This is a genomic window from Neobacillus niacini (assembly GCF_036961885.1).
Classification (GTDB): Bacteria; Bacillota; Bacilli; order Bacillales; family Cytobacillaceae; genus Neobacillus; species Neobacillus niacini_H.
This window is the reverse complement of the sequence record NZ_JBALNQ010000051.1, coordinates 1-21,062: the sequence shown is the minus strand read 5'-3', so window position 1 is coordinate 21,062 and position 21,062 is coordinate 1. Positions and strand designations below refer to the sequence as shown.

Annotated in this window: 20 protein-coding genes; all 20 read right to left on the bottom strand. The window is 42.7% G+C overall.

The features are described from left to right. Positions 1–160: 160 nt before the first annotated feature. The 20 genes from V7124_RS19550 to V7124_RS19455 all read right to left on the bottom strand — a co-directional run bounded on the left by V7124_RS19550 (position 161) and on the right by V7124_RS19455 (position 21,006). Positions 161–739 (bottom strand): recombinase family protein, encoded by a 579-nt coding sequence (locus V7124_RS19550; protein ID WP_335492460.1) that lies wholly within the window; start codon positions 737–739, stop codon positions 161–163. Positions 740–1,104: 365 nt separating this feature from the next. After that, positions 1,105–2,112, bottom strand: coding sequence for a S8 family peptidase (locus V7124_RS19545; RefSeq protein ID WP_335492458.1), 1,008 nt, complete (start codon positions 2,110–2,112; stop codon positions 1,105–1,107). A gap of 14 nt (positions 2,113–2,126) precedes the next feature. Then, complete coding sequence (locus tag V7124_RS19540) at positions 2,127–2,414, bottom strand: phage holin family protein (RefSeq protein WP_335492455.1); 288 nt, start codon at positions 2,412–2,414, stop codon at positions 2,127–2,129. 14 nt (positions 2,415–2,428) lie between these two features. Next, positions 2,429–3,265, bottom strand: a complete 837-nt coding sequence (locus V7124_RS19535; RefSeq protein WP_335492450.1) for an N-acetylmuramoyl-L-alanine amidase — start codon at positions 3,263–3,265, stop codon at positions 2,429–2,431. 49 nt (positions 3,266–3,314) lie between these two features. Then, positions 3,315–3,884: a sigma-70 family RNA polymerase sigma factor gene (locus tag V7124_RS19530; RefSeq protein ID WP_335492446.1), complete on the bottom strand. Its 570-nt coding sequence runs from the start codon at positions 3,882–3,884 to the stop codon at positions 3,315–3,317. A gap of 12 nt (positions 3,885–3,896) precedes the next feature. Then, on the bottom strand, positions 3,897–4,199 hold the full coding sequence (locus tag V7124_RS19525) for a hypothetical protein (RefSeq protein WP_335492443.1): 303 nt from the start codon (positions 4,197–4,199) through the stop codon (positions 3,897–3,899). Continuing rightward, positions 4,199–8,248, bottom strand: a complete 4,050-nt coding sequence (locus tag V7124_RS19520; protein WP_335492439.1) for a GH25 family lysozyme — start codon at positions 8,246–8,248, stop codon at positions 4,199–4,201. Before V7124_RS19520 ends, V7124_RS19525 begins: the two co-directional genes overlap by 1 nt. Before the next feature lie 2 nt (positions 8,249–8,250). Next, positions 8,251–10,302: a hypothetical protein gene (locus tag V7124_RS19515; RefSeq protein WP_335492434.1), complete on the bottom strand. Its 2,052-nt coding sequence runs from the start codon at positions 10,300–10,302 to the stop codon at positions 8,251–8,253. A gap of 4 nt (positions 10,303–10,306) precedes the next feature. Further along, the gene (locus V7124_RS19510) at positions 10,307–12,997 is read right to left on the bottom strand and encodes a phage tail protein (protein ID WP_335492430.1); all 2,691 of its coding nucleotides are present in this window, start codon (positions 12,995–12,997) and stop codon (positions 10,307–10,309) included. Between the two features lie 56 nt (positions 12,998–13,053). Further along, positions 13,054–13,347: a hypothetical protein gene (locus V7124_RS19505; RefSeq protein ID WP_335492427.1), complete on the bottom strand. Its 294-nt coding sequence runs from the start codon at positions 13,345–13,347 to the stop codon at positions 13,054–13,056. Between the two features lie 26 nt (positions 13,348–13,373). Beyond that, a complete protein-coding gene (locus V7124_RS19500; protein ID WP_335492425.1) occupies positions 13,374–13,898 on the bottom strand; it encodes a hypothetical protein in 525 nt (174 codons plus the stop codon). An 11-nt stretch (positions 13,899–13,909) separates the two neighbouring features. After that, positions 13,910–14,716, bottom strand: a complete 807-nt coding sequence (locus V7124_RS19495) for a hypothetical protein (RefSeq protein WP_335492422.1) — start codon at positions 14,714–14,716, stop codon at positions 13,910–13,912. Continuing rightward, on the bottom strand, positions 14,716–15,654 hold the full coding sequence (locus V7124_RS19490) for a hypothetical protein (RefSeq protein WP_335492418.1): 939 nt from the start codon (positions 15,652–15,654) through the stop codon (positions 14,716–14,718). Before V7124_RS19490 ends, V7124_RS19495 begins: the two co-directional genes overlap by 1 nt. Before the next feature lie 25 nt (positions 15,655–15,679). After that, on the bottom strand, positions 15,680–16,042 hold the full coding sequence (locus tag V7124_RS19485; protein ID WP_335492416.1) for a hypothetical protein: 363 nt from the start codon (positions 16,040–16,042) through the stop codon (positions 15,680–15,682). Between the two features lie 11 nt (positions 16,043–16,053). Further along, entirely contained in the window at positions 16,054–16,452 is a 399-nt protein-coding gene (locus tag V7124_RS19480; protein WP_335492414.1) for a hypothetical protein, read from the bottom strand. 13 nt (positions 16,453–16,465) lie between these two features. After that, positions 16,466–19,297: a discoidin domain-containing protein gene (locus V7124_RS19475; RefSeq protein ID WP_335492413.1), complete on the bottom strand. Its 2,832-nt coding sequence runs from the start codon at positions 19,295–19,297 to the stop codon at positions 16,466–16,468. 14 nt (positions 19,298–19,311) lie between these two features. Beyond that, positions 19,312–19,713, bottom strand: a complete 402-nt coding sequence (locus tag V7124_RS19470) for a phage tail fiber protein (protein ID WP_335492410.1) — start codon at positions 19,711–19,713, stop codon at positions 19,312–19,314. Between the two features lie 14 nt (positions 19,714–19,727). Continuing rightward, positions 19,728–20,210: a hypothetical protein gene (locus V7124_RS19465; RefSeq protein ID WP_335492407.1), complete on the bottom strand. Its 483-nt coding sequence runs from the start codon at positions 20,208–20,210 to the stop codon at positions 19,728–19,730. Between the two features lie 2 nt (positions 20,211–20,212). Further along, positions 20,213–20,659, bottom strand: a complete 447-nt coding sequence (locus tag V7124_RS19460; protein ID WP_335492403.1) for a hypothetical protein — start codon at positions 20,657–20,659, stop codon at positions 20,213–20,215. Then, the gene (locus V7124_RS19455; RefSeq protein WP_335492400.1) at positions 20,659–21,006 is read right to left on the bottom strand and encodes a hypothetical protein; all 348 of its coding nucleotides are present in this window, start codon (positions 21,004–21,006) and stop codon (positions 20,659–20,661) included. The genes V7124_RS19460 and V7124_RS19455 overlap by 1 nt, the downstream gene beginning before the upstream one ends. Between the last annotated feature and the right edge of the window lie 56 nt (positions 21,007–21,062).

Below are 21,062 nucleotides of genomic sequence, written 5' to 3'. Positions count from 1 at the left end.
AAAATTCGGTCCTTCCACAAACCGGATTTTTTTTATTTGGTGTAACTTCATTATAGAGTAAAAGTGTCGTATAGTAAAAGGTTATTTTCTCAAAACTCGAACAAGTTTACATAGAGATATTGACAATCGAAACATGTTATGTATTTCCTGTTGAGTTTTGTCACCTGGACACTCCAAATTCCTTCACCTTTCGATAAATGGTAGCTCTACCTATTTTCGTAATGTCCGAGATTTCATTAACGGTCATATCTCCCTCAGCATACAATTTCAACGCATATTGGATGGACTTATTATTTTCTGTATATTTTGTTGGCTTTCCACGGTACTTCCCTTTTAACTTCGCCTCAGCAATACCCTCACGCTGCCTAATTAAAGTGAGCTCCCTTTCTAATTGAGATAAACCACTCATAACTGTAAAGATGAATTGTGAATATGGATTTTCGTCTGACAAATCGAGCCAGGTATCTTTAATAGATTTCAGATTCGCTCCTTTTTCCTTAAACTGATCTACAAGCTCAAACAAATCTTTTGTGCTCCGGCTTATCCTGGTCAAGTCGGAAACGATGACAGTATCTCCCTTTTGTAATTCCTCTAACATTTTTTGGAGCTCAGGTCTGTTGGTAGTCGCTCCACTCACTTTCTCCTGGTATATTATTTCGCAATTCTCATTTTTCAGTTGTCTGATTTGTCTTGCTAAATTTTGGTCCTGGGATGAAACCCTAGCATATCCTTTTTTCATTTTGCAAAATGCCCCTTTTCAATAAAAATCTTCACCTAATTATGATACTTGTCTATGGTACACCCTGGCAATAGATTTTTATTGAATTTGAAAATGTATCCTTCGAGTGTACTCTAAAGATACATTTCTACTATTGTGTATAAAATTTTGAAAAGTGTAAATAATGGATAATGCTTATAGGGTTATAAGGTGGCCACCTTCCTACATAGCAACACCGACAAATCTCCGGAGATAATTCTCGCCTGTTTGCAAAAGGTTGCTGACGAGTATTAAAGAAGAATTTTAGCTGAAAGGTAGCTCCTTTCGGCTATTTGTCGTGCCAATAAAAAAAGGTGCACCAAAAATGGCACACCCTTTCTGCTATACTAGAAATTTTGTTCTACATAACTGAGTAAATCTCTCACACGGTTCATAAATGTCAATCGGACAAATCCATGCCCTTCTGAACTTTTCTTGTATCCTAATGCCACGGTACGCTCGACTAACAAAGCGTACATTTCTGCCTCCGTCATTTTTCTATTAAATCCTTCTTCACTTTCAGCAAATTGAAGGAGTAACGCTAATGCTCCGGCAATATGAGGCGTTGCCATTGATGTTCCGGAAATCCTTGCATACGTTTTTCCGGGCCATGTTGAAAGAACATCCACGCCAGGAGCAATTATATCCACTTCCTCATTATTGTTCGAGAATGGAGCTATTTTTAGATCGGGCGTTGCCGCAGAAACTGAAATCACTTCATTATAGCCACTAGGGTACGAATACTCGAAACTCGTGTCATCGTCATCACCTTCATTTCCGGCAGCACACACAACAGCAATATTATTTTTTGTTGCCTCAATAATGGCATCCCTTAATTCATTCACCTTTGCCGGACCGCCTAATGACATAGAGATAATTCTCACTTTTTCTCCATTGGGTCCTGTCCACTTTGTCGCATATTTCACCGCCTCGGTAATCCAGGAATAATACCCGGTTCCCTGGGCATCCAACACTTTCAAGATTAATAGTTTCGCATTTGGAGCTACTCCTGTGATTCCATCCCCATTGGAACTAGCCGCAATCGTTCCGGCTACATGGGTGCCGTGTCCGTTGAAGTCCTGGTAATCATCAGCCTCACCGTCATGAGTAAAGTTTCGACCATCTATAATTCTATCTCTCAAATCCGGATGTTCTTTCTCCACTCCGGTATCGAGCACGGCAATCACTACACCGTCACCTCTCCAACCTAATTCCCAGGAATCCGGAGCATCTATCATTTCAACGCCTGGTGGAATAAAGTCCACCTTTTCCTCAAACGATTGAACGGTAAAAGGAATAAGCCTTACATCTTTTTCAGTTTCATTCGATTCAACATCCACCGGAATAATTTCCATTCAAAATCCCTCCATTATAATTTGTTATCTTCTTTTTTGGTCTGTGTTTGGTCAATAGTTTTATGAATAAGGTCTTTAATAAGCACGGCAGCTCCGGCAACCAATATCCCCTGGACAAAGGCTTGAATGGTTGGACCGTAATAAATCATACAAGAGGTGACACCGATCAACACTTTAATCCAGGCATGAGTCCAAATTGGAATGTTCGGAGTCTGTCGCAAAAATAAGCCGATAAGATAAAGGACCGGAATCATGATATAGGACTCCGGTTTTATAAAGGTTTTCAGAATATCTAAATCCATGAAATTAACCTCCTTTAATTCGTTATCCAGGCATCGTTATATCCCTTCTTCTTCAATTCATTGACCAAATTCTGAGCATTTTCATGTTTACTAAATGCACCTACCTGGATACGGTGGAGTCCGTTTGATGTTTTTATCCAGGCATCTTTATAACCACTCGCCTTTACTTTCGCCAGGAAACGATTGGCATTGGCAGAACTACCAAATGCTCCAACCTGAACCCGGAACAATTTCCCTGTGCTGGGTTTGCTTGGCGTTGGTGATGGCTTTGGAGCCGTTCCGGATTTTCTTTTCAATCCATAACGAGCCACAATTCCATCCACAATCGCTCTCGCACATTTCTGTTGGTAGCTTGTTTTCATCATGAGCGCCTTCTCATTTCGGTTGGTCATAAATCCACACTCAGCCAATGCTGCTCCCATATTCGTTTTTCTCATTTCCCATAAACCAGGCATTGCTTTTACTCCGCGATCTCTCAGTCCGGTTGCCGCAATCAATTTGGGTTGAATCTGACTTGCCACCTTAAACCCGGTATTGGAGCTCGATTTGCTATAAACAATCGTTTCAATTCCATGAGCCGCATCATACCACCCACCAGGTCCGGCAGCATTATAATGGATGGAGATATAAATATCTGCTTTCCAATTATTCGCCTTTGTTGTCCTCTCAGCTAATGGCACATCCCTGGTTTTCTCGTACACTCGTAAAATACTGACATTCTCATACTCGTTCAAATAATCGACCACAAACTCGGCTGTTGGATAGTTGAATTGGAACTCTCGGAATCCATCCGGACTGCGTTTACCGGGAGTATCGGGCCCATGACCTGCTGACAAAGCAATTTTCACCATTCATACCGCCTCCTTAATGTTTATTTTAGCATTAAAGTTAATGTTAAAATTAATGTAACCACGCATATCTGACTCGCCTTCGGATAATCTCGTAATGTTGAGCCGTGACTCGCTGACTCAAATGGACCATATCCTTAATTTCCGATTGTCGATACCCTTTTAACATGAGCTTAAATATTTTCTGCTCACGTTCCTCTACTCTTGGACTCTTCCTTTTGAATTGTTTCGTCTGATTTTCCATACACTCACTAAGGAAGGTTGCCATTACTTGCCCTTCTACATCATCACGTTTGCTCGTCACTAATTCCTGGAATGTCAAAGAATCATCTTCCGTGCTAGTGGGAACCTCGTTCTCTAAGTGATACCAAATTAATTTCCTTTTCTGCTTTCGGATATACTGCAAAATCTCATTCGCAATACACTTTCCGGCATAGGTGGAGAACTTACCTTTATCCTCTTTGAATGTGCGACTCGCCTTCAGCAATCCAATACACGCCTCTTGAAAAATATCATCGAAAACAAAATAACTTTTTGGAGTCAAAGTCATATAATATTTATGAGCAATATGAGCCGCCAAACCTATATTGTTTTCTACAAGACTATTTTTTTCTGACTCCATTCCCTTAACACCTCACATTCTTTTTCCTAGAATTACATAGGTGTTTCCCACTTTCGCCAGGAGCACAATATCATTGGCTGCCGGAGTATAAGAGGACAAATATGGATATTGCTTGACCGACAACACACTCTCCCCTTCAAATATCAGTTTAGGTCTACCGGATGAATAGCCTGGGTCAATCTTTGCCATCTTGAAAGTGGTGTCCATATGATTGAGAACCCTGTCCTCTTGGTTCCGGTTTTTTTTGGTGGATGATTTATCTATTAACATTTGCAAGGCATCCAACAAATCCTTTGTACTCTTGATCTTCAACATTAGATTGTCACCACCCTCCTACATTCATGTTCCATTAAAGCTCCTGGTTTCAACGGCATTTTCCACGATGTTTCGGAGTATTTTCCATCTATTCCTAAACGGCTATTCTGTAAATGGATTACATCCTGGAATCCATGAATGGGCATTAATGCCGTTTGGAAACGGACTTTACCAAATATCTGACTTGCCTCAAATGCAATCCTTTGAACAAATTGATCAAGTGCTGCCTGGTCTGCAATCTCATTCACTTTTCTATAATCCACTATCGTTCTGCCTCGGCTTGCCGTTGAAGTGACAGACTCCGGATTCTCATTGGTATAGGTGCTCGTCAAGGACAACACGTTATCGCTTGTACTATCGGCACTCGTATAGACGGCCACCCATTTATTTGGCACGGAATAAAGGTCCAATTCTTCCTCCACGCCATTCACAATCACACTAAATTCATTTTCCAGGTAGAAATGATTTGGCTCTCGGTCACTCGGACTCACATATGCCTGTGCTGAGAAATAACCATATTCATCTACATAAAGCTGAGTAAAGTTAATCGCATTTAAAAAGTCGGCAATCGGCTCGGATTTGCTTGTGCCTGGTTCATACTCCATATCATTCGGCAGCGTTTTATCAGACTCAGCAATGTTGTATTTCGTGATTCCGGCACTCACCAATATACTTTTTACGGCATCGGTATATTTCGTTCCGGCAGTTACCGTATAACGCTCCGTGAATTTATCTTCATCCAGGATAACGCCTCCATCATATGCCTCAATGTCACGGAACACCTCATAATTTTGTTCTACCTTTTTCGGTGAAGATAACAGGAACACGCCTAACGGAAATTCAACCCAGGCTCCTTCTAATAGCACCCTGGACCCATCGGCATTCTGTACAAATTTGTCCGGCAATTTAAACTCCGCAAACGGTTGGATTCGATTATTCAAGTAATCTATTTGCTCTGCCTCGGTTTCTCGGATTCTGAAATTTGCCGTTCTCTTAATCGTGTTGAAGGCATTCATAGAAATGTCGGAGCTCTCTACATTCAATAGCTCTCCAATTTTATTTTCGTTACGATCTAACAAGTCAAACCGGAATTTCACAAAACGGCTGCCTGTCCGACCATAAAGCATGTTCATTACATCTTCTTTGGTGTAATCATAGGTCAATACATCCGGAGGCAATTCCACAGGCTCAGGTGCCGGAGGTGTTGGTATGGCTCGGAATATTTGGAGCTCGGCATAATCAGCTCCTAATGTCACGGTGGTTTTCGTCTGCCAATCCCCTTTGACCTCGATATAAATTTCATTGGCATCATTCGTATTTCCGTAAGCCTGGGCACTCGCCTCACTCGCATTCGCATAGACAACCGGACCTTGATACAATGACAAATTATCATTCATCGCAAGGGAAATATCCCAGGATTGCCAACCTACTATAATATCCCTGGTCGTTGCCGTTGTGTGAATGGTAGGAACGGCTCCGGCTACTGTTGGTTGAGTGGTTAGGTCATGGAAACCTAAACGCCCAAACCCGGCTACTGTACCATTCAAGTGTAAATAGAAATTTGGTGTTACCCTGGAATTGGCTTTATCATTCAACAATGCCTGTCTAACTGAGCCAATACCAATATAACTCGCTATCCCGGTGCTCCCTCCTGTATATAAAGGCGTTGCCGTGGCAACAATCTCTCCGGTTGTCTGCCGGATAGCCGTCATCCAATCAATGGTATAGGTCTTTGAAGTTAAAACAGTCGGAGGATTAATCACGGAGTTTGTCGATAGCATGGAAATATATACCCTGTTATCAGCTCCTACATGATTAACCATATCGGTTGTACTGATATTGATATATTCATTGGCAGCTCCTACAAATTCTACGGTTGTGCCTTCATCCCAGGCTCCTGTTGTATGGTTCCAAAATTTCAAGGTGAATGGTTGTCCGGCAATTCCTTTTATCCGGAAATTCAATTCTTCAATAGGAGTCGGTTCCTGTTTATCTACCTCAAATTGGAATAGAAATTGTACCTTGTCGCCATCGGCATCATTAGCCGTATAGCTCATATAGGTTCCGTCATCACCCATCATTGCCGGGTAATCCCACCATTCGGCACCAAACCACGAAGGTTCTAATTCTATTCCGTCTAAAGCATTCACCATGATTTTTCTGGACTCGTCACCACTCACACGCCCGACATAATTGATCACCTGGTCCGGCTCTTTCACAGGCTCCACAATCGACATATCAACCATCGTTAAATACGTGTTCTGACTCCAACTCGTATCCTGGTAATTGTCCTGGCTCACGACATTAATTTGAAGCTGAGAACCAATTGGAGTGGTCACAGGTATATCTACCGTGTTGCCAGGTTTCGGAAGCCATTTATTTGCATATACTCCATTCAAATAAACATCAGATCCAATATAATCGCTATCATCCGGGGGCGTGAACGTCACTCGAATGGTCGTATTATCCAACTGTTGTAATTTTATTTGGGTCGGAGGTTTTGGAGGCATGATTAAAGATAAATTTTGGGTCACGTTATGGTCTATCTGATTCTGAGCATGGCTCACACCATGAGCATCTGCATCGGTAATCATGCCATATTGCCATACTGCATAATTCGCCCATCCTCCTAATGTTGCCGGAGCATAGCCATCGGTTTGATTCCATTCTGCTAACCACAAAGGCATGATAGCCAACTCTTGTAAATCAGCAGCCGTCATGCCCATCTGTGCCGTTTCTGTTAGAAAATACCGATTCGTATATAAACCCACGGCTCTACCGCCTGTTGTCGTTCGGAAATAATTTCGGAAGTATAAAATCCATTCTCTTAGTTGAGCTCCTGTCATTCCCCAAACATAAGGAAATCCCCAGGTTTTTTCGGTTCCTGTGCTCGTTTCAAATGCTGGGTCCAGGGTCATATTGTACTGAGGGTCATTCGTATCCACCACCAGGGAACCATACACCACGCCATAGCCTGTCGCTACCGCCAATTTCCGGGCACGATAGGACTCCCTCCATGAAATATCAATCGTGTCGGCAGTCCTGTTCGCAATAGATTTCAATTTTTCTGTTTCTTGTTCTTCTTTTGTCAAGCTCGTTGAAATGTTGCCAAAGTCCTCCCATATCAACGTTTTTGCACTTGCCGGAATTGCCCAAGACTGTACAGAAATATCAAACATCAAAGCATATCCTCTACGAGAATATAAGCCAAATTCGTCAAATTGTTTCCTGGCTTGTGTATGATATTGCTGTGCATTTCCTATGGTCAAATCAATACTTGCCTGGGTCAATCCCAAGTTTCTTAAATAGGTTGCCCACGGCTCTTTTATCGTGTGTCCGGAAGGGTCATTCTCCCAATCGGTAATGGAGTCACCCCAGGCTACTTGCTGATCTTTTGTCCGGTTTTTTACCACATCCACAAACTCGTTATAATCAGCCGGGTCATCAAAAACAGATTGAACCACATCCGGGTAATTATCTACCAATGGCACCACAATCTGTTGGAGTGTTCCGGATTTCCAGTTATATTGGATTGCCGAATAGCTAGTCCCGGCACCATCGAAATTACCCCCAACAATTCCAAACATTGCCGGATACTCATTTCGATAGGTGGAGGTTTCCATTAAGGAAGTTAAATAGAACGCATTTAATTTCAATTCATCTTCCGGTAAAATGGGTACGTCTAAATAATCTTGATAAGCCTCCACATCCAACATGGGAACCAAATCTCCAAATCTTCCGGCTCCATATGCCTCTTGGAGCTTATCAATAAACATTTGAGCCTGGGCCTCAGCATCGGCTTTCATTCCGGCTGAGTCTGTCACACCCTTTGCCGGAGTAGCAAAAAAGTACCCACCACTCGGCACATTATACTGTTTGGCTAATTGAACAAATTCATTAAATTTCGTATCTCCACCACTTGAATGGTCGGAACCATAGGCTCGGAAATAAACAAAAGAAAAGTCAGTAAAGAATTGGACCGGGTTGGTAATACTCTGATAGCTCGATATATCGGCGCCATATAAATCGGTATCGGTCCGTGCTTTCATGATTACACCACCTCAATATATTCAACTTTTTCCGGAGCAAAGGACACATTGTATCCATTCGGAAATCGGTCCGTCACGCTGATCGAGTCGATGGTGACAAATTCCCTTCTTCCTCTCGAATCTCGGTATAACAAGGTCTGCTTTTCGTCAATAATGTCCAATAAGAGCTCTAATTGCAGAACATCTCTTATAGCAAAGGACAGGCTGAATTTTTTGGTTTCGTGATAGCCAAACTCCGCAACCGGGTATTGCCTTCCGTTGAATTTCAACATGGTTCGGTCCTTTTGAATATCGAAAGAACGGCTCGGATTGTACTGCAATTCGATAAACCTGGTTGGATTGGAGGCTACACTCAACCTTGTATTTTTAATGGTAATAAGCATGTTCACGGCTAAACTATCATTGCTCGTTCCGTTGTCACCCCACGCCTTCACATAGTATTGATAACGCACTCCACTTGCCGGAGTATAATCACGGAACACCCCATTATTGGGAATGCCCACGGCAATCCGCTCATATGGGTCATCGGTTCCATAGATTCTTCTATAAATGTCATTACTTGTTACCGTTGGTTCTCCAACTACTCCGGTAATTGGGTTCGTTATCCGGACTTCTATGGAGCCTTCATCTGTCCATTCATAAAGCTCCACAATCGGCTGACTCGGCACCGTAAAGGAAGTATTGAAGGTTGTTTCTGCCCAGGATGAAAATAACTCAGCAGATAAACGCACCCTTAAACGGATGGTATAAGTTGAATTGTTTTCCAACGTGTACGGAATTTCCATCACTCGGATATTGGAAATACTCGTTTCTGACCATAGAATGACACCATCTTGGACCAACTGTATTTCATATTCCTCTTGCTCGGCAGCATTCCATGACACGTTAATAATGGATGTTGGCACACTCTCATTCATTACCGGACTTGTAATAATTGGAGCATCTGACGGCTCCGTTGCTGAGAAGATTGCCGTTGCCGACCATGCACCAACTAAGCTCTCCTGGTCATAGGTCCTTACTTGCCATTCAATCTGCCCTTGTGGAAATGTGTTCGCTGCATAAACCCTGCTTTTGCTTGTAGATGAAACCTTTCCGGTTGAGTTCCAGGCAGTCGTTCCTTGCAATCTCCATTGGATTTCATAAGCACTTTGCCCATCGGCATCGTTATGCACCCAGGAGAAGGTTATTGCTTGAGTCCTGTCACGTTGAGCACCGCCTACCGGACTTAAATTAGTCGGTGGTCCTGGTGGTCTATTATGTTGAATGGTAAAACGATCTGAATAAACCCACGGTCCGTATAATTCTCCATCGAAGGCTCGTAAAGCCACTTGTGCCTGTGTACTTTCCGCATAAATGGAGAAATCAAGAACTTTATTTACAACGCCAGGAGAACCCCAATCAAAATATTCAAATCCAGCTCCGTTATTCAATGCCCATTGATAGGTTAATTGTGAGGCTGATTGCTCGGCATCACTTGCAGCCGTACCCTTTAATTCAAATGTTTTGTCTACCTTCTGCCCGGCTGTTGGAGCCGTTATCTTTGGCGTTCCAGGAGCCGTATTCCATGTTCCTGTGACCTCGATGTAAATATGGTAGGAGTTATTTGTAACCCCATAAGCCTCCCCTTGATTGGAGTTAAGTGCACCGTAAAGAACCGGACCTGTGTAGCCTCCATTCAAGATGTTTTTAAAACCGGATAATGATTCACCGGATAATGAAATATCTGTTATATCCTGGCGTTGCCATCCTGTTCCAAATGTCCACGCCTTCCTCGCATACCGATAAAAAGGAAGTCCGTTGGTGGCTTTGTTGCTCCCTTCCTTGTGCATCCCCAAGTCAAAGGAACCGCCATCTGTCACATAAATATTCAGATAAACCCTCGCTGCCGTGCTCGAACTATTTATGGCACTCAATATCGCTGATTTATCAAATCCTAGATAGGAATGGAATCCAACGGAGCCTCCGGTACGAATAGGGTTTCCGGCTCCATAATAGGTGTCATTACTGTTCCGGTACTGACCCATCCAAGTCGCTTTAAAATTTTTGGATGCCATCTAATCACCTACTCCTTACCGTTTGCACAATCCCATTCACTACATCAATTAAGGACTGAACATCGGTTATTTCATCCGCATTCACTTGCCAATAATGAGTATGTTGTTCGGTTGGTTTTTGTTGCTCTCTAAACTGCGATTGAGTCAATCCTTCAAACTGAGCAAACTGTTGTCCAAATCCCATAATTTGATTTCTCATATTTTTAGGTAAATGAGTTATCCAATCGTTCATATAATCGCCATCTACTAAAATCGCATTCATATAACTCTGCAAAAATTCTTCAAAATCCCAATTCTTTAAGCCTTCTAGCATTGGTGCAATGGACTTTCCTAGATTAGTAACCATGCCTTTCATTTTTTCCGGCAGATAAGCCGCCCAATCGTTTAGCCAATCTCCATCTTCACGAATGGCCTCAAAATATTTAAACAATGGGTCATTATCCGTAAACTGAAAAGCTCCATCCCACGCATTATCCAAAGCATTTTTCGTTGATTGGGAAATAGATTTTGCTACGTTTGAACCCAATTCGGTTCCCTTTCGGACTACCGTTCCCATCATGTCATTTAGTCCAATGAGAAAACCGGATACGGTATCATAACCAATTTCAATCATCACTCGTGACGGTGATTTTAGTTTCAGCTTATCCTTAATGGCTTTTTCAACTGTCTGTGCAATCTCTCTCGCCTTATCCTTCAAACCCTTGAGCATATTGCCTAATCCATTAATTAAGCCTTTTACTATGTTTTTACCTATTTCAAATAGATCAATAGATTTGACCTTTTCAATGACTGTATCTTTCATTTCCTGGAATTTGCCAGGGATTTTACCGACCCAATCCTTGATTCCATTCCACATTTCTCTGACCCTGGAAATGGCATTATCTTTCGCCTCACGGAAGCCATTAACCACGCCATCTTTTGCACTTTTAACAAAATTGACCACTTTGTCTTTTCCGGTTTGGAATAAATCAACTGCTCGATTCCACAAAGCAACAACCAACGCAATCACGGTATTTTTCAAGAGATTCCAATAATTAGCTGCCTGGTTTTTTACGGCAGTCCAAATTGCCAGGAGTCCTAATTTCAGACCCTCAAAATTTCCGGTCACTAGGGAAATAAAAACCTGGATAATTCCCAAGACTAATAGTTTCAGATTTTCCCAGGATTGAACAAAGAAGTCGATGAATGGTTGAAGGATTTCCATAATTCGAGTACCAAAATTTGAGAACCATTCGACAATGCCGTTGACCATATCAGAGAATCCTTGTTTCATAGATTCCCACCAAGCCGGTAGGGTTTCAGTCGCCCAGGCTATGACTGAGGCAAAGGCATTTTTTATAGCTCCCCAAACTTGGTCAACTAAGGCACGAAACGCCTCATTTTTTTGGTACAAAAGGACAAAGACCGCTATCAATCCAACAATTAACCCCACTATCCAGGCAATCGGATTGGCTAAAAATGCCGAATTGAGTAGTAACATTCCAAATTGCAATAGGAACGTAGCATTTCGGACCGCCCATAAAACGGTTTGGAATAAAACCATAGCGTTTTTAACTGCATTGACAATGGCAACCGTTGTTTTAAAGGCTACAAATCCGGCAACAATTCCGGCTAACAATGGAATGAATCCTTCCCAGGACACAATTTTTTCAGCTAATCCGGTGATTAATTCCAGGACAGGAGGAAGAACTTGTGCAACCACACGCCATGCAACCGCTATGGCACCTCCTACCATGCCAAACACAGGCATAAGACTGATAAAGATGTTTTTCACGTTTTCCACGGTTGGTTGCAAGTCTAGTAAAAACTGCTTAAATGAGTCGATTCCGTCTTGGATTTTCTGAAATGCTCCCATAATGGTTCCGGCAGTTTCTTCACCAAAGGCATTCACTAATTGATCTTTCGCCTTTGCCGTATCTCCCTGGATAAAAGCAGTCAATCCACCCAGGACCGGAACCACGCTTTGTAATCCACTTTTTAAACCCTCGAATATTGGCTCAGATAAGACCATTGCCATCTGACCCATGCTATCTGTTGCATTGGAGATAAGACCATTAAATGAAGTGGATTGTATCTCCATTGCACCGCCATAGCGTTCCTCCATCAAAGCAAATAACGCCTCATTCAAGCCTTCCATATCGGTAATCTGACCGGAGGCATTCACAATCTCGTCTTTGCCCATTTTGGCAGCCTGTTCGACTAACATTTTTTTCGTTATTCCGAACTCTTTCAATCTTTCAAGCTCTCCGGTTTGGGCATCAGCCACGGCCTCCACCGCTTGCATGAGTGGCTTACCCATTGCACTCGCCATATCACCGGTAGTACCTAAAACATCCTGTGCTTTCAAGCCATAAGACTCTAATGCTGTTGTCGCCTCTACAAGCTCAGGAATTTCAAATGGAGTAGCTGCAGCAAAGTCTTTTACCCATTGAATGGTTTCAGCCGCCTTTTCAGCCGAACCCTGGACTATGGTTAAAGTATTGGCATATTGCTCCATTGAGGCATTGGCTCCAATGGTCGCAGTATAAGCTCCTTGCAATCCACCTTTGATCGTTTCAAATAATGCAAGTCCACCCATCACTCCGGTAGCAATCTTTCCAATCCCTTGAAGGCTCCTGGTAAAACCGCTTATCTCAGACCTCGCCTGGGAACTATCGGCAGTTATGTCTATATTGGCACTCCCAACATCAGCCATTTTTGTTCACCCCCTTACCTATAGCATTATAATTAATATCAAAACTAATATTAGAATTAATGTAAAGTATCCGATTTCCACCAGGTTCCTTCGACAAACTTGCTCTTGGTTTCCTCTTGTACCTTGCTTTGTTCCATTGCCGCCTCAATAGATGGAGGGAGAATTTTATTAAACTCTTTCCCCTTATTAAACACGGCATCCAACACAAGCAATGCAGACTGAAACCCTTGCAAGACTTTCGTTTGGTGGTCCTCGTACTGTTCTCTTTTGGCTTGTTCAAATTTCCTGGATAGCCAGGATGGAGAATGACTCAGCACATATTCCTCGGTATATGAAAAATGCCTGGTCACAAATTCAATCTGTTTGATAAGAACATCTACGAATTTTTTCCATCCGTCTGCTCGGCTTGAACTGCTGCCAATGCTTTCTGACGGATTTCCATTTGTTTCGCTTTGTTCTGTTTCATCTGATCGAACCATGCTCCCAGGCTCTCCGGCAATTCCTTGTTGAACATCTTTTTCATCAATGTTCGGATTAATGAATATGTTTTTTTTAAATCCATTTCATCCACCAAGACAATTGCAATCTCTAACATTTCATTCGGGTCCAACTTCAACACTTCATCATCTTTCAATTCCAACATAATGCTGAAAATATGGACCAACTGCTTTTCATCCAATGATTCCAGGATGACCGCAAATTTCTCTAAATCCTCTAAACTTTCATCTAGCAAAACCTCACGGAGCTCATTGTATAGACGGCTCCCATCAATTCCTAAGAATTTTACAATTTTAATAATCTTCAACATTGATAGTTTGGGAATATCAAGACTCTGCCCATTGGACAGAGTCACACTCCCTAAATTTGTTTCCAGGTCTAATGACTCTAATTGTTTATTCATCCTATTCTCCTTTACACTACTTGCTCGATTTCGTAATACACGTTTTCGGTGGAGTCAATATTTCCATCCGGGAACGCATTCACCGCTAATGGCAGAACACGTTTTGCCGAACTAAATACTTGCTCCTTATCATCCCCTGTTACCTTGCATTTACGGAATACTGCCATATAAAGGCTACCGTCTTTCTTCTGAGAAATTAACGCATAGGTATAGAATGGAACATCATTGACCGTACCATATCCAATTCTCCGTGTTCCTAATTCTGTGATAGGAGAAACACTTGCTGAGGCTGCTATTTCACTTGTTACCCCACGCTCCAATGTCACGGTATTACCGGAAATGGAGGCAATTCGATAGGTTTCTCCGCTCACTTCCAAATAACCGCCAACCGTAAAGGCTGAGGCATCCGTCAAGTTGAGCAAAGTACCATTCATTGCCGTCATGCTCACGGTTGTTGTACTTGTTCCAATCACAGGGTCCGTTTCAATAATCGTTCCACCGATCAACGCCACTTGACGATTTTCCACGGTATTTTCTGCCAGGCTTGTTGTCAAATTATGGGTCCATCCGGTAATGGATGTTTCCACCGGACTTGAAACCTGGTCAACGGTAAAATCTTCTGTTTCAAAGGCACGGTTGATGGTAATACCCTCAACCGTTGCCCCTAAATCCCAATAACCGCCTGTCAATGAAAAGGGAGAACTTAAACTCATGACTTCTCCAATCGTTTCCGGATACGTTCCATCCCAGGGTTTCACGACTAATCGCCCTGGGCCACCGACTATGTTCTCGGCATTTACTGAATAAATATCTGCCATTAAATATTCACCCTTTCAAATGACCATAGTGAGAAGTCAAGTAATTGTTGAGCTTCTTCCTCCGTCAAATCTTGACCTACATAAAGGATTTGACCGGATTGAATATCAACATGCCCGGAACCATCTTTCTTTCTGAAACGAAGGATTTGAGCTCCGTTGGTTGGATTAGATGGACCATTCGCACGGATGGCAGCACCCACTTGGAGCAACTGAGGTACTTCCGTGACTTGTGGCTGTTGCTGAACCGTTACATCATGCCGATTTTGGAATTGTTGCCATGTTGCATCGGCATTCTCTTTTCCCTGGATTTTCTCACCGTTTGGCAATAGGTACCATCCACCACCGATATGCTGAGGCTCCACTTGTGGTCGAATCTGTCCTTGTTGCTGAGTCTGTGCCTGTTGTTGAGTGGCATTCTGTTGCAATTGCTGAGGCGTGGGTTGCCCCTGTTGTTCCTGTGCCTGTGCCTCCGGAGGTTGTGGGGGAAATTGAGTTTCCTGTGGTCGTGCCTCCTGTGGCTGAGAAGGTTGCTGAGTAATTGATTGCTGAGTATTCGCCAACTGCTGAGGCGATTGAGGTCTTACCATTTGTTGCTCGGCTTGTTGTTTAGCCTGGTTATTATTAGCATTAGCTTGTTGGTTATTATTAACATTAGCCTGTTGGTTAGAATTAGTATTAGCCTGTTGGTTAGAATTAGTATTAGCATTAGTATTATAATTAACATTACCGCCCTGTGTTTGCCCCCCCTGTTGAGTTTGAGCCTGGTTGGTATTGTTAGTACCCTGTGCTCCTGTTGTGTCCTGTGCCTGGTTTGTAGCGCCTCCTGTGTTTGTTCCGGCAGCATTATTCGCAGTATTCGCATACTCCTGGTTTGAACTTTGTCCTACATTCCCTTGTCCACCTGTGTTTCTTACATTGTTATTATTATTATCAGCCATTTGAATCGCTCCTTTAATTTTTTTATTAAGCCTCTAAAGCCTCTAAATTCATGTAGCACCATGCCTCCGGTTTTCCGGAATCGGTATCTGTGCTCGGAATAGGATTGCTTTCACGCTCCACCCATTGAACACGGATGCCTGGCATGTACTGACCATAAGCCTCAAAATAATTCATCACATCGACTAGCGTACTCATTGCCGTTATATCGTCATTGGCACGGCATAACAGTTGAATCCGGTACGCTCCATTTCCTCCGGCAGTTTTCACAAGCAATGCCGGGAGCCGGAGCATACTCGGAAAAGTGTTGCCATATATATTAACTCTCGACCCAAATCTTACTTTGAGCAAAGAGATTATTGGAGGAATAGGGTCCACATACTGTACCACGGCACCACCTCCTACAAGCCGAGTGTATTTTTCACCTGGGTTGCTGCTACATTACGCATTCGATTGGTTCCTACATCCAAACCTCTTGCCATAATGCTATACCGCTTTTCCAGGACTTCCGCATATTCCACATTCGCTCCGATCTTCAACACGGTTTTTTCTGCCCCTTCATTCATTTCATACAAAGGATTGCTAGGCGTTCCGGTTGAATAGCCAATCGAGTTGATATATAACCCGGTATCAATATGGTCCTCTGCCCTGGTTATGCCCTTCGATTCATCTGCCCACACCATTCCGGCAGCATGGGTCGCTCGTTTCCTGGCCTCTTTCAATTTCTGTGGAGCATGGTTTTGGAAAAAATTCAAAGCTCTTGGGTCAATTCGGACCTGGATTCTGATTCCATCAGCCATTGATTCCACTTCCCTACTGATATTGGAAATAATTTTTTCGTAATTCTGCATAATCCGTACTCAATGTAAGGACTCCGCTCGTAAATTCATTCATAGATTTCATAGAGATTTTTACCATATTTCCGGCATTTACATATCTCATGAAATCTCGTAAGGTCAAGACCACAAATGTTTCTGAAACACCATCATACGTTACAGCATTGCTCGTATCCCATCGGTTCGAGGTCCAATTCCAGGCTCTCAATATGAAAGGTTGCCCTGGTGTTCCTTTCACATGAAATTCCAGGCTTTCCAGGTACAACGGATTCACAACAAATTCAAAATTGAATTGGATATGCCTTCCTGGACCCTCCGTAATCGAATAGGACAAACTTCTTCCATCGTCAGATGCCTCCACACCGTCATATCCTGGGTCATCCACCTCTATGAATGTATCTACCGGAGCTCTTACATCCAACTCACTCACGGCTTGAATGGAGCCAAATAACCCTCGATTAACGAATGCCTCTCCGGTCATGCTAGACAAAGAAAACACGGTTCCATCTAATACCACTTGTCCTCCAACAATTAGATCACTCACCAGGTTAGAAAATACCGGGATTTCCCCTTGCAACCCTATGTGTCTATCTAACTGTAAATCTAAGGATGAAATGGCTTGGATAAAACCACTCAGTCCGGTTTCACCCTCAAACTCTCCATTGACGGTGGAAATGGCATGAATGGAGCTCTCCAATGAAATGAGTTTGCTCATGATTCCGGATATGGAGGACATAACCGCTATGGTTCCATCTAAACCAAATGATTTTCCGAGCCAGGTACTTGCTGAGGACTGCCCAGCAATTTCACCATTTATCGGTTTGATCAAATCCACATGGTCAAGGTTCAATTCTGATATGGCTACAATATCCCCTAGCAACTCCATATCTTTGACGAGATTAGCAGATAAGGAGCTTTGAATAGTAATAGCCCCGGTTAGTTGAACTTGCCCTTCTACGTCAAAATAAGCCGTCATAGACGATTCGCCAATAATGGTTCCATTCATTTCACGTTGAACTGACCAAATATCCAATTCAACTAATGAAACGGCAGCCATTGAACCTTCTAACAATGTAACCCGGTTCAATGTTCCATTTCCGGTACTCACACCTTGAACATTTCCTTGCAAGAATAACTCTTTTGCCAGGCTACCGGAAATAGCAGAAACCGCCTCTATTAAGCCATTCAGTTGAAATGCTTTTTGTAATGGAGCCTCTAATACATCTGATATGGAGCCAATATTTCCGATTAATCCACGATTGACCGTGATTTCTCCGCTCATTTCAGATTGAGCATTTGCATTTCCAACCATACCCCTGTTCGTTTCCAAACTTCCGCTTATGGATGAAAAGGAAGAAATGGCTCCACTCAATCCGGCTCTTTTAACCAGGTTTCCGGTCAAAGTGGATTCAACGAATATGTTTCCATTCACAACCATTCCATCTACCAGGGTTCCGCTCAAAGCCGATTGGACTGCTATTTCTCCGCTTATTCCAAACGATCTTGAAGGATTTCCGCTCACAGATGATTGAGTCGAGATATTTCCGCTCACCGGAACGGTCTTTCGTAATACTGCACTCACTCCGGATTGGGCAGAAATGACACCATCTAAAGATACAGGAACATAATCTAAAGGAACATCCCATTCGATAGCATCAAAATTGGAAATCGTAGCATTACCCACATGATAGGCTCGGATTTCAACTTCTATATTTGCCAATGTTTTATCCGTTATGACACCCGAATCAAAAATGAAAACAACAGGTTCAACCCCATTAATGGCATAATGTGGAGAAGAAGAACGAAGGATTTCCACACCATTTTCATAAATAACACAATACGTTCCGTAATAATTCGGGTCATAGAATTTCCATTTAATTGTTTGTAACCCACTTACCGGCTGAGAAGGAAGTTGAAATTTGACTCGAACCGTTGGCTCCCCTGTTAGAGTAGTCGATGGTGTTAAAACTAAACCATCCGCATTGTCCGGTTCATCATCAATATACGAGAGAGCCGTGACAACATCCGTTGGTTCAAAATTGCTAATATTCGTGACTTCCGTTGGTTTCAAATGCTCATATGTTTTCGCTGCATCCGTTGTAACGGTGATTTCGACACCTGGACTCTCATTATCCAAATTATCCAATGTCACAAAGCGATAAAGATAACTGGTGGAAGGCTGAACCGCCGTATCTGTAAAAGTCTCAAAATTCAGATCTCCGGCATAATGAATCCCATCTCTATAAACTTCTACGGTTTTAAAATCCGCATCGCCCGTTGGTTCTGTCCAATCAAATATAATCGCTAGGTCGGTATGTTGTTCCGTTAAATTCGTGATTTCCCCAGGTGGTGTTGTGTCTGCCTCTGCAACAGGTGTAGGAAAGCTAAATCCTGTCGTACTCGATTGAGTAATCGTGTTATTAGAATAATCTGCAATTTGAGTCCAAGCGACATTATCTTTCGATACCCATAATTTAAACTTCGTCTGCCGTGGGTCATTAGATGGAGAATACATCGCACATAGGAGGGAAGTTAAAGGATAAAGTGCCTCTAAATCCCATGTTAAAGTCGGAATCCCGGCCCCTACCCACCAAATCGAAAACGAACCCGAAACAGAGGCTACATTTCCATCCGTAACTTTATCTATCGTAGCTCCTGCACTTACAGGCTCGCCACTTATAGGGAGTTTATTAAGGAGTCTATTTGTTCCCCCCTCCCATGCTTGAACTTCGACAAGTCGGGTTGTGCCTGTGGTCGTATTATCTCCATACCCTTGAAAGCGTACATACCTCCAAGTTTCTTGTGCCATTTACCACCACCCACTTAATCTAGCGTGATCGTCAAGGAACCAGGTCCGAAACTTGCCGTATCTCCGTTGGTAATGAGTTTTGGAGTACCAATCGTATTTGAAGCCAATATATTTCCGACATCATCGGCAATGAAAAACCAACCAATCGTTCCCCAATCTCCTGTTGCTGGGTCAAATGAAATAGTGGTTCCATTGGATTTCGTTCCGTCACCGCCTGTTGCCGGGAAATTGGTTGGATTATTCGGCACTTCAGCTCTCGAATATCCGTTAGCTCCAGGAGGCTCGGTGTATCCTGTGCCATCATTAAAAATTTCCGTTGTTGATAATCCAATATACAAATTTGTCGAAGGAATGTAATTCGTTCCTCCAAACACTTCATCTAGCAACGCATTTTCAAGAAAAACCGAAAACGACATTTTCTCACCCTCCTTTATTCATCTTCTGTTAATCCAAAATAAATCTTTCTCGTTTCATCACCATCGCCTGTGTCTTTTCCGGCAAAGGTCACCACTTCCGTTTGAATGACAGGATTTTCAATAGGGTCGGTATAAGCCACATCACCCCTGGACACATTCACCTCATAATGGTGGAGATTTCGCCTACCATATGCCGGGAATATTTCCTCAATATCAAAGGTTCCGAACACCACCGTGTTTCCCTTCTCGTCAATCACGTTGTAGATTCTCATATTTTGATCAATTTTTTCATCCGGACCGATAAATAAAACAAAGGAAGTGATAACATCTCTGCCTTCTTCATCCACAGATACACGGACTTGTTGCCTATCCATACGGCATTCAATGGATTTTGTACTTGGTGGTCCATAGGTCGGTCTGCCGTATGGGTCGGTTCCAATTTGTTGTCCAGGTATGAGAAGGGTTGCCCGATGAATTAAGAGATTTTTAATTCTCATAATTACTCACCTTCTATATCTGTCACATAAGCATGAGGATTGTCATAATATTTTTTTACCCTGGATGGTCCATTTACAGAAAAGAAATTAACACCATATCTTGGAGTCAAGCTCACCAATAATTGGTCTAATTCAACATTCCCTGTGCCCTCTCCATTCGCCAAATTATAGGAATAGGTTCCAATTCGTTCGGACTCCAATCCATTGTAATTTGACTCCTTTACTTCCGGCTGATCTCCGAGCCACAAATACTCTACAAGTAAAATGGTGACACGTTCCAGGTCAATCAATTTGTCCGGGTCTGTTTCATCCCGGTAATTGACTCCTGTGTATCTTCGCAAAAACGCATTCGCCAGGTCGATATATCGGTTGATTTTCGTATCCGATAATTCAGTTATCTCCTGGAATGAAGTTTCTTCACGAACTACTTCAAGCGTTGCGAACGCCATCACCTTTCACCTTTCAAGGTTTCGATTTGTGGAACTTCTGTTACCTGGGTTTGGGCAGTAGGTCCCTCGGCAGACTCTATAAGAAATCCGGCTTTAATTCGTGCCCAGGTTTCATTGCTATAATGCTCCGGCAATGGTTTCGCCTGTTCTCCGGCTAAGGTCCAACCGGATTGAATATCGGTATATTGAGTATTCGGGTCACGCAGACGGTAGGATTTTCCGGTGCCTCCGGATTGTTTCGCCACCAATTCCTCAATGGCTTTCTGCTCTTGCTCCGGCAGTTTATCCAATTCCTCCTGGGGAATGGTTTGGGCAGATAACTGTTGCTGACTCGCTTTCTTCGCCATATTAATCACTCCTTAGCATTAGGATTGATATTACAATTAACATTAAAATTAATATT